This window comes from Nonlabens sp. (assembly GCF_047636915.1).
GTDB lineage: Bacteria > Bacteroidota > Bacteroidia > Flavobacteriales > Flavobacteriaceae > Nonlabens.
Genome location: NZ_JBLIGN010000083.1, coordinates 1 through 11,118 on the forward strand (window position 1 = coordinate 1; position 11,118 = coordinate 11,118).

The 11,118-nt window shown below is 35.2% G+C and carries 6 protein-coding genes and 1 pseudogene; 6 read left to right on the forward strand and 1 reads right to left on the reverse strand.

Annotated elements, in window-relative coordinates; genetic code table 11:
- Window positions 1-281, reverse strand: a pseudogene (locus ACJAT0_RS10795) (hypothetical protein); the annotation flags it as partial.
- 968 nt (window positions 282-1,249) lie between these two features.
- On the opposite strand from ACJAT0_RS10795, the gene ACJAT0_RS10800 reads away from it, so the two are divergent.
- The 6 genes from ACJAT0_RS10800 (at window position 1,250) to ACJAT0_RS10825 (ending at window position 10,638) form a co-directional block, all read left to right on the forward strand.
- The gene (locus tag ACJAT0_RS10800; protein WP_415181655.1) at window positions 1,250-1,993 is read left to right on the forward strand and encodes a YebC/PmpR family DNA-binding transcriptional regulator; all 744 of its coding nucleotides are present in this window, start codon (window positions 1,250-1,252) and stop codon (window positions 1,991-1,993) included.
- 136 nt (window positions 1,994-2,129) lie between these two features.
- Window positions 2,130-2,510, forward strand: coding sequence for a LysM peptidoglycan-binding domain-containing protein (locus ACJAT0_RS10805; protein ID WP_415181656.1), 381 nt, complete (start codon window positions 2,130-2,132; stop codon window positions 2,508-2,510).
- A 384-nt stretch (window positions 2,511-2,894) separates the two neighbouring features.
- Window positions 2,895-4,946: a S9 family peptidase gene (locus ACJAT0_RS10810; protein ID WP_415181657.1), complete on the forward strand. Its 2,052-nt coding sequence runs from the start codon at window positions 2,895-2,897 to the stop codon at window positions 4,944-4,946.
- 127 nt (window positions 4,947-5,073) lie between these two features.
- The gene (locus ACJAT0_RS10815; protein WP_374002884.1) at window positions 5,074-6,114 is read left to right on the forward strand and encodes a PLP-dependent cysteine synthase family protein; all 1,041 of its coding nucleotides are present in this window, start codon (window positions 5,074-5,076) and stop codon (window positions 6,112-6,114) included.
- A 205-nt stretch (window positions 6,115-6,319) separates the two neighbouring features.
- Complete coding sequence (locus ACJAT0_RS10820; protein WP_415181658.1) at window positions 6,320-7,576, forward strand: aminotransferase class I/II-fold pyridoxal phosphate-dependent enzyme; 1,257 nt, start codon at window positions 6,320-6,322, stop codon at window positions 7,574-7,576.
- Between the two features lie 1,106 nt (window positions 7,577-8,682).
- Window positions 8,683-10,638, forward strand: a complete 1,956-nt coding sequence (locus tag ACJAT0_RS10825; protein ID WP_415181659.1) for an ice-binding family protein — start codon at window positions 8,683-8,685, stop codon at window positions 10,636-10,638.
- The last annotated feature ends 480 nt before the right edge of the window (window positions 10,639-11,118 follow it).

Here is an 11,118-nt window from a genome sequence, read left to right on the forward strand (position 1 = left end):
ACTATAGACCCTGCGTTGATGGCTAGTCTTAGTTCTACTTTATCTTCTGGTTTACCATTATTTTGAATATAATAGGTAAGACCGTTTGAAAGTTTTCCCATACGAACACTTGGGTCCATTGGAATTTTTTGATCCATTCCAGCCATCTTTACAGATGCTTCTACTGCCGGTGGAGTTGGAGTCTCTGGTGCAGAGCTAGAATTATTGTTGGTTACTTTAGGACCACATGCAGCGATAGTTAATGCAAGCGCTCCTAAATAAGGAATCCATACTTTTTTCATCTTAAGTAGTTTTAGGTTAATTTTATTTCCGCTTTTGCGAAAGTGAGACCGTATTAAATAATTAGAAATGTTATTGAAAATGATTTATCATCAAATGGTGCATCTAAAGAACGGAACTATATATCTATAATCCCAATTATTTTTATTAATAAATGTTAATTTCTAAACTTTAATCAGTGAGTATGTTTTATGATTCTGTGATAATTTATTGTTTTACTGCTATATAGCAGTTGGAAAAAGCTAAATGCAAAATGCGGGTATTCCAGAATGATATGTTATTTATATTGATTTTAACGATGGTAATAGTCAGGTAACCTCAAAATTAGAAGAAAACGTCTGGTCACGCATATGTTATAGTAAACAGAGTAATATAGAATACAGCGGTATCGAATATTTTAAAATGATCTTTAAAAAACTAAAGCAAGACCTCATTTAGGGAATAGAATTATAAACCGCTGTATAAAGCTTGCAAACGAAATTAATTATAGATAGGGCCACAAATCACGCCATTTGAATTTGAAAAGGACAAATGGTAGCAGATAATTTATGGTTAAGAATAAAGGAGAAAGAGTATTCAGCTTTTACATAATGAGGACTCTAGGACAAAAGAGCTTATGGACTGAAACCGATTTACCAAACGGAAAACTATTGATAAAGGTATTATTCTTTTAGAGGAATCTTGGTGATCAGGGCCGCCTATGGCCTTAGAACTTCTATTATAGGGATTAATGTAATAATAGAAACTCCATAAATAGGCAACCAAGCTCAAACCATTTCAAAGTTAAAAATTAAAAAAACTTTTTTAAAAGGGGACTTATAGAGAAGGTAAATGCGCGATGGCATACCGCAGGATACATCTTAATTTTTTGACATGCTTATCCATTCTAGTTTTGTTCTTTTTTTATTTATTGTTGCGAGCCTTGTCGCAAGATTTTATATTTACCACATATTTAAAATCAAATTTAAAGATGGGTAGAGCATTTGAATTCCGTAAGGCGCGTAAAATGAAAAGATGGAGCGCAATGTCTAAAGCATTTACAAGGATAGGTAAGGACATCGTTATCGCAGTGAAGGAAGGAGGTGCAGACCCTAATACCAATTCAAGATTGAGAGCAGTAATTCAGAATGCAAAAGCGGTCAACATGCCTAAGGTAAATGTAGAGCGTGCGATAAAAAAAGCAACCGATAAGGATACCGCAAATTTTGAAACCGTACTTTTTGAGGGATATGCGCCTCACGGTATTGCTGTTCTCGTAGAAACATCAACAGATAATAATAATAGAACCGTAGCAAATGTGCGCAGCCATTTTAGTAAAAGTGACGGTAATTTAGGTACTTCTGGTTCTGTAGAATTCATGTTTGAGCATAAATGTCATTTTAGAATTCCAGCAGGAGAGTTAGATCTGGAAGAATTAGAATTAGAACTTATAGATTTTGGGGTGGAAGAGTTATTTTTTGATGAAAAGGATGAAGATGATAATAATTCCATAGACGGTATCATGATATATGGAGAGTTTCAAAATTATGGTGCACTACAGAAGGCATTAGAAGAAATGAATATCGAGATTTTGAGTTCTGACTTTGAATACATCCCTACCATTCAAAAAGAGGTAACCACAGAGCAAAGACAGGATGTGGATAAATTGCTAGAAAAACTGGATGAGGATGACGATGTAAACAATGTTTATACAACCATGCAGGAAGAAGAGTAGCTAAGTAGTTACTGATCATTTCTCTAGAGTTTATTCTGAACGACTTATAACAAGAAAAACACACATGGAAAGTAGAGGAGTAAAAGTGGATTTACAGTATAAAATTGCGAGTTATTAATTAAAAACGAACGTCATAATGGTAAAAGCAAAATATAAAAGTGTTCTGGACTTAGGAGAGAAATTGAATATTCAGGATGGCGATGTTAAAGTAACTGGCAATGTGTTGGAAATAAGAGGCACCGCAGCGAGTCCTTATCACAAAGATTTATTGTGGGACGAGATTAAAAAAGTAGGCGGAGATGACCCATCTGATGTCGTTGCAAATATTAAAGTTATGGACGATTCCATCTACGCAAAACACACAGTAGCAAGTGATGAGTCTTTAAGTCTTATCGCAAAACATTACTTTAAGGATCCAATGAAGTACAAGCAAATTTTTGCAGCAAATACAGATGTGTTAAAAAATCCAGATATCATTCATACCGGTCAGGAATTAGTAATTCCGAATCTAAAATAATCAGCTGATGATTACTATGGATTTTTGATAATTTGTGATGTTTTACATGGAGATGAGGGTTAAGTCATCCATTTTATGTGCTGGGGGAAAGATTTTATTTCCTGGGTAGATCATTATCTAAATCCTTTAGAGGTAACTTAGAATTCCCCATCGGTTATACCGCATCCCTTCTTCTTTTAGTTTCTTCTACTTTTTTTCGGGTTTATGTTATGTTTACCCATCATATCTTCAAACATGGCCTTTCCTTATTTGAAGTATAGTTTTAAATTGCTTTTGCTTGTTCCGCTTTCGCGAAAGCGAGATCAAGAATAAGTCTATCACAACGATAGTGGCAAATGGATCACAATTTTCTATATTGCGCTCCTTTTAAACATTAAGATTTCTATGGCGTACCAAGCTCCTATTGCAAAGAAAATACCACACGTTCATGACATGCATGGACATCAAAGAATTGATAAATACCACTGGATGACCAATCGCGATACTCCGGAAGTCATCGATTACTTAAAGGAAGAAAATGAATATTATGAAGCCAGTACAAAACATACCGATAACTTTAAAAAGGACCTTTTTGAGGAAATAAAGAGTCGAATTAAAGAAGATGATGAGTCCGTACCTTATTTACTAAATGGATACTGGTACATGAGTAAAATGGAAACAGGCGAGAGTTATCCATATTACTACAGGCGTAAAGAGGGTAGTGATAATAAGGAGTTACTTTTTAATGTGAACCTTATGGCGGTAGGCCACGACTTTTATAGTCTGACTTCTATGAACATTTCACCAGATAATAAACTGGTGGCATATGGAGTGGATACAAAAGGGCGTAGAGAGTACACGATTTTCATAAAAAATTTAGAAACAGGTGAAACCTTCGAAAACCACTTAGAATTAACTACAGGTGGATCTGTGTGGGCAAATGATAACAAGACTTTATTCTTTACTCGTAAAGATCAGCAAACGCTGCGTGCTGATAAAATTTTCAAATATGAATTAGGTAAGCCAGCAGCTTCAAATGAGCTTATTTTTGAAGAGAAAGATGAGATCTTTAACTGCTTTGTTTACAAAACAATGTCAGAGCGATTTATAATGATTAAGTCCTCAGCTACTTTATGTGACGAGGTGCGATTTATTGATGCAAACTTACCTGATAGTTCGTTTAAAATGGTACAAGAACGTCAGCCAGAAATGGAGTACAGCGTTTCTCATTTCAAGGATAGCTTCTTCATAATGACTAATAAAGATGACGCGACCAATTTTAAGATCATGAGAACAGCTATCGAAACTCCAGAAATGGAAAATTGGGTAGATTTTATAACTCACGATCCTAAAGTATTGCTGGAAGATTTTGATCTTTTTGAAAATTATTTTGTGATTTCTGATCGTTTTAACGGTTTGAACCGCATTAGAATTAAAGCTTGGGATGGTACAGTAGATTATTTCTTGCCCTTTGACAATGAAACTTATACGGCTTTTACTAGTGTAAATTTCCAGTTTAAGACTAATAAGTTGCGCTACAATTATAATTCTATGACCATGCCACCATCAGTCATAGAATATGATATGGAGACAAGAGAAGAGGTAGTTTTAAAAACTCAATCCATCGAAGATCCAAAGTTTGATTCTCAAAATTATATTTCAGAGAGAGTTTGGGCTACGGCTTCTGACGGTTTGAAAGTGCCTATAAGTTTAGTGTATAGAAAGGATAAGAAAAAAGCAGGTGGAAACCCCTTACTTCAGTATGGCTATGGAAGTTATGGTTGTACTATTGACCCGTATTTTTCCATTTCTAGATTGAGTTTGCTTGATCGTGGATTTGTATTTGCGATTGCACATGTTAGGGGTGGGGAATACTTGGGGCGTGAATGGTATGAAGACGGAAAAATGTTTGCTAAAAGAAATACGTTTACAGATTTTATTGCCTGTAGCGAATTTTTGATTCAGGAAAAATATACAACATCTGATCACCTTTATGCTTCAGGTGGCAGCGCTGGTGGTCTTTTAATGGGAGCAATTATCAATATGGCACCACAAATGTACCATGGGATTTTAAGTGCGGTACCTTTTGTGGATGTAGTGTCTACTATGCTAGATGATAGCATTCCATTGACAACGGGAGAATATGATGAATGGGGAAATCCCAATAATAAAGACAGCTATGAGTATATGTTAAGTTACTCGCCTTATGATCAAGTAATTGCTCAAAGGTATCCGCATATGTTAGTAACTACAGGTTATCACGATTCACAAGTACAATACTGGGAACCCGCAAAATGGGTAGCAAAACTGAGGGAACTGAAAACAGATGATAATTTATTATTATTTAAAACAGATTTATCTAGCGGTCACAGCGGTGCTTCAGGCAGATATGAAGCATTAAAAGAAGTCGCAATCGATTTTGCTTTTTTGTTGGATTTAGAAAAAATCAATAGCTAGAATATTTTATGTAAATTTGTCCAGTTTTGTGCAAAAAAATTGACGCACAGGAGAACGTTTTTATGAAATCTTGAAACCTTTTGAGGTTTACAACGTCTAAGTAATGGTTCTAAACAAAACCCTAAATATGAGCAACAACATTAAAGCGTATAATAATGTACTTGAATTAATAGGAGAAACGCCACTTATTAAACTTTCTAAAACCGTAGAAAGATTTCCGGGTAACTATTACGCAAAAGTAGAGGCTTTTAATCCAGGACATTCTTCTAAGGATCGCATCGCTCTCCATATTATTGAACAGGCAGAACGCAAAGGGATTCTCAAAGCTGGTGACACGATCATTGAAACGACATCAGGTAACACTGGTTTTAGTATTGCTATGGTAAGCCGTATTAAAGGATACGATTGCATTCTTGCCGTTAGTTCAAAGTCTAGTGCAGATAAGATCGATATGTTAAAGTCTATGGGAGCAAAGGTTTACGTTTGTCCAGCAAATGTGAGTGCTGACGATCCACGCAGCTATTATCAAGTTGCAAAACGTTTACACGATGAGATTAAAGACAGCTTCTATATCAATCAATATTTTAACGAGCTTAACATAGAAGCCCATTATTTGTCCACTGGTCCAGAAATATGGAATCAAACGGCGGGAGAAATTACTCATTTAGTTGCCTGTAGTGGAACCGGTGGTACTATTTCTGGAACAGCACGTTTTCTAAAAGAACAAAATCCTAATATTAAGATTTTAGCGGTAGATGCTTACGGAAGCGTTCTTAAAAAGTATCACGAGACGCAAGAGTTTGACAAAAACGAAATTTATCCCTATCGCATAGAAGGTTTAGGTAAAAACTTAATTCCTACCGCTACTGATTTTGATATCATCGATAGTTTTACAAAGGTGAAAGATGAAGATGCCGCTCACATGGCAAGAAGAATATCCGAAACAGAAGGACTTTTCGTCGGGTATACCAGTGGTGCTGCTATGCAAGCTGTGAAGCAACTGGTTGAGGTAGCTGAATTTGATGAAAATTCCAATGTGGTCATTATATTTCCAGACCATGGTTCTCGTTACATGAGTAAGATCTATAACGATCAATGGATGCAAGATCAAGGTTTCTTCGATTCAAAATCAGTTGCAAATCAACAACACATTGAATACATTCAATAGTTTAAAGAATATTTAACTTTATACAAACCGTTGTCTTGTAATAAGATAGCGGTTTTTACTTGATCGGCAGAATATTTATTATTCCTTACATATTCTAACTTGTTATTTTTCAACAGATTATTGTTATCAAGTTGTTTGTTGTGCACGCATGACGAATAAGTAAATTGTGTTTAGAATTGTATATTTGTACCTTGATAAAATTCTTATGAAAGATTTATTTGATAAAATTTATAAAGACAAGGGACCACTAGGAAAGTGGGCAAGCGTAGCTGAAGGATATTTTGTCTTCCCAAAACTTGAAGGGCCCATTTCAAACCGCATGCAATTTAACGGTAGAGAAGTCATAACGTGGAGTGTCAATGATTACTTAGGACTTGCTAATCATCCAGAAGTAAGAAAAGTAGATGCTGAAGCTGGAGCTCGATTTGGTAGTGCATACCCTATGGGTGCTCGAATGATGAGTGGTCATACTGATTTACATGATCAACTTCAGGATGAACTTGCTGCATTTGTTGAAAAAGAGGCCGCTTATTTATTGAACTTTGGTTATCAAGGATGTATGTCTACTGTAGATGCATTAGTATCTAAAGATGACGTAATTGTTTATGATGTAGATGCTCATGCCTGCATTATTGATGGGGTACGTTTGCATCAAGGTAAAAGATTTACTTATAAGCACAATGATCTTGAAAGCATAGAAAAAAACTTACAACGAGCGACAAAAATAGCTGAGCATACCGGTGGCGGAATTCTTGTAATTTCTGAGGGTGTTTTTGGAATGCGTGGAGAACAAGGTAAATTAAAAGAGATCGTAGCGCTAAAGAAGAAGTATAACTTTAGACTTTTTGTAGATGATGCTCATGGTTTCGGTACCTTAGGTAAAACTGGTGCTGGAGCAGGTGAAGAGCAAGGCGTTCAGCATGAAATAGATGTGTATTTTGCAACATTTGCTAAATCTCTTGCCAGTACTGGTGCTTTTATAGCAGCAGATAAAGAAATTATAGATTACTTGAAGTATAATCTACGCTCTCAAATGTTTGCAAAATCACTTCAATCACAGTTAGTGGTGGGTGCTTTAAAACGTCTAGACATGTTGCGCACCATGCCAGAACTAAAGGATAAGCTATGGGAAAACGTGAACGCACTTCAAAACGGATTGAAAGATCGTGGTTTTGATATAGGTACGACACAATCCTGTGTCACTCCAGTATATTTAAAAGGAAGCATTCCAGAGGCAATGGCTCTAGTGAAAGACTTACGTGAAAACTTTGGTGTGTTTTGTTCTATAGTGGTCTATCCCGTAATTCCTAAGGGGTTGATTTTATTGAGATTAATTCCTACAGCGTCACATACGCTGGAAGATATTGAAGAAACACTCACTGCATTTGAAGGGATCCGGGAGAGACTTGATGGTGGAGTTTATAAAAGATTGAGCGCTAGTGTAGCAGCAGAATTTGCATAGCCATCAGGTAGTTACTTATTCATTTCATAAAAAAAAGCTCTGTTTTACAGAGCTTTTTTTTATATAAAGTTTATTGGATAGCTACCACCTATACCTTCCAATTTCAACTGTCATACGCGACATAAATACAAGCCGATCATTTTTTGTGGTACACCAATTGAAACTCTTCTTAGATCACGCATTGTAATAGCATTAAGCGAGTCATAGCTATACCAAATTCCTAAGAGCTAAAATAATTTTGTCTTATTGGTTTTACTAGCTATTTTAAAACATAGGTTTGTATTTTAAATATATTTTTGTAATTGTTGCAGTATCTAAATTTTCAGGACAAATTTCGTTTGCTGCTGCTTAAAACGAATTTGATTTCTACTACATATAAATAATATCGCGAGGTTTATGGGTAGGTCTACAAATAGGATATCCAACCCTTGTTGTACTTTTTTAATTTATCTAAATTTGTAAACTATTTCAAAGTCCATTTCTTGTTCGTATCTCAAATGCATTAATGTTGAAATTTAAAATAGCACTCTGAATTAAAAAGGGTCTCAATTACCTTATCTATTAAGGAGATAACACAATATTTATTTATTTTATCCATTTGCTTAACTTGTATTTTTCGGTTAATTAAAAAATAGGGATTTCACCACAGTAGCTCCACAGTATAAAAATAATGCTCCAGAGTTGGTAAGAACTTACTTTATTTAGGGGATTTCCTTACTTAGTTAAGGGACCTAATTTGTTATAGTTATTTAACGGAACAATTACATTCGTGTAGAGTTTTATCACCGGCTCTTTCTAATCTTTTTTTACTGCAAAAGGAGAAATCCATTTTGCATTTATAATGTCATTTTTTGTTGTTTAAAAAGTGAATAAAGGATACATCCTAATTTTTTAAGATAATAAAAATAGCCGTTCAACAAATATATTTGTAGTTGGTAGAATTTGTTATCCGTCTATGTAAAAAACACTTATGTTTACCGCAGATTAATTGCATGCATTATCATGTTTTATTACATCCGTCTCCAATTTTTTTTTGAACGCTTTGTGTTAATAACTAAAACACGAGCAACAATTAATTTGCAAAACACTAACTATAATTAATCATTATGAAAAAAAATACTTTTTTGAAAAATGCCATATTCACTATGGTATTATTTTCCACAATTATACTTTCTGCTCAAATTGAGTCAGGAAATACGGCTACTGATTGTTCAGGAGCAATTGCACGTAACATCACGGTTACATTAAATGAATCTGGATATGCTGCTATTACTGCCGGTGATATATATGATGGACCTGTCAATTGCACATCTTTACAATTTACAAATACTACTACTTTTAATTGTACAAATATAGGTCTAGTGTACTCGTTAGATTTAACTGATGCTAGTGGAGATACAGGTTTTACGGTAAATGTGACTGTTCTGGAGTATTTTAAAGAAACACTTGATTTAAGATCACTTAGCTCTTTTGAGGTATTTACAGGAGGAGGAGCAATCACAAATTCAGGAATATTTACGGGTGATGTTGGAACCGATGCAGGAATTCTTACTGGGTTTTCAGGACCTTCTTTTACTGGTAACATACACGATAATAATAGTTTAACAGCACAGGCAAGAATAGATTTACTGAAGGTTTATATTCACTTAAACAATATTTCTGTGACACACCCAGGTACCCATGTTCCCACTTTTGGAAATGGAGAGATACTTACCCCTGGTGTTTATGATATTGGAGGTGTTGGATCTGTAGCAGGAAATCTTTACCTCGACGGGAGAAATGAAGTTAATCCTATATTTATACTGAAATTCAAAGGTGCGTTTACTGCTGCCGCGGGTTCCAATATTGTTTTACAAAATGGTGCAAAAGCAGCGAATATTTATTGGATTGCACAAGGAGCTCTATCGGTAGGCGCAAATAGTGTAATAGAAGGAAGTTTGCTGGCGCATCCTGGGGCAATTACTTTAGGCGTAAATAGCAGTATTAAAGGAAGGCTACTTTCCTCATCAGGAGCGATCACTTTGGCCGTTGGTTCTTCCGTAACAAGTCCATTGGCGGGTGCTATGAACATTCCAATAAACCCTATGGTTAGCTATACACCTGCAGCTGCCGTTGATGTTTTAGGAAGTTTAGAAAGCTTTAGCTTTTTTAGCAGTACTGGAGCTGTAGCAAATAGTTATTTTTCTGGAATTCTTGGAGACGTTGGTGCAAATACAGGCGCAATTAGTGGTTTTGCAACATCAGTTCAAGTTGGTTCATTTTACAATGGAGATGCTGTTACCGCACAAGCTAAAATAGATTTAGATAACGCTTATAATCAATTGATGTTGATTCCAACTTCGGTATTTAATCATACGCCAGCTTTTGGTGGTGGCGAAATCTTAGTGCCAGGTGTTTATTCGATACCAAGTGCAGGTTCCTTAGCGGGCACGATTACCTTAGACGGTCAACATAAACCAGATGCTATTTTTATATTAAAATTCAAGGGTGTCTTTTCAGCAGCCGCTTTATCAAAGGTAATTTTGAGTAATGGAACGCGACGATGCAATGTTTTTTGGATTTCTGAAGGAGCTACTTCTATAGGAGCTTTTAGTACCATAAAAGGAACGATCATAGCCCATGGTGGAGCCGCTACAATGGGAGCTGGTGGAAACTTGGAAGGAAGGTTATTTTCTACATATGGAGCAATCGGTTTTAGTACCGGTGTTGCTTACACGGTAGTTCATGATGTTGAATGTGTGGAGAATGTACCATCATCAAGATCAGAAGGAGCTCAAACAGAAGCTTCAATTAAGCTAGGTACTACCACTTTAATGGCTTATCCAAATCCATTAAATACTAACGCTACGGTAAGTTTTACAATTCCTTACGAAGAAGCAAATGCTACTTTAGCGCTTTATGATTTGAGGGGCGCTTTGATTCAGGTTTTGTATAACGGTAAATCGAATGCAAACCAGAAAAACGAAGTACAGTTTAATAGAGAAAACTTAGAAACTGGAGTTTATTTATTTAAATTAACCACTTCAAAAGAAGCAAAAAACTCAAAAGTGATTATAAAATAAAAAGGAGTGATACCATTTTGTTTAAAGCAAAAAAGGCTTTCTTTAATTAGAAAGCCTTTTTTTTGTGCTTAAAATATTTTATTACTTGCTACAGATGCAGCGTCATTAAAAGAATTAGTTATTTACAATTTTAACTTTTGCAACCTGTTATTAGTAATACTCTTTTTACTTTTTAAAATAGAAACTTCACTATGTCTATGTTCGATTTTAGAAAATGTTTATTAGAATTTAATTCCTCCGCAAGAGAGTTAAGACTTTTCTGTGTTTTATTTTCTAAATTTTTATTTTCATTTTAATTATTCACTTGTAGTGGATTTAATATACCAATAGCTACCAATATAATTTTTCCTAAGGCCTATTTTAAATACTTTCCAGTTTTATATTCTACAAGCAGGTCTTGCCTGATTGTTCTAAAGAATTGTATCCATGCTTAGTTATTGGTCACAATGAAAGCTAACGTGTTTGTGCATGGCTTGTTGC

Excerpts from the sequence above, each read along its gene's own strand:
- ACJAT0_RS10820 (WP_415181658.1), top strand. The coding sequence starts at position 6,320 with ATGAAAGATTTATTTGATAAAATTTATAAAGACAAGGGACCACTAGGA.
- ACJAT0_RS10800 (WP_415181655.1), top strand. The coding sequence starts at position 1,250 with ATGGGTAGAGCATTTGAATTCCGTAAGGCGCGTAAAATGAAAAGATGG.
- ACJAT0_RS10805 (WP_415181656.1), top strand. The coding sequence starts at position 2,130 with ATGGTAAAAGCAAAATATAAAAGTGTTCTGGACTTAGGAGAGAAATTG.
- ACJAT0_RS10815 (WP_374002884.1), top strand. The coding sequence starts at position 5,074 with ATGAGCAACAACATTAAAGCGTATAATAATGTACTTGAATTAATAGGA.
- ACJAT0_RS10810 (WP_415181657.1), top strand. The coding sequence starts at position 2,895 with ATGGCGTACCAAGCTCCTATTGCAAAGAAAATACCACACGTTCATGAC.
- ACJAT0_RS10825 (WP_415181659.1), top strand. The coding sequence starts at position 8,683 with ATGAAAAAAAATACTTTTTTGAAAAATGCCATATTCACTATGGTATTA.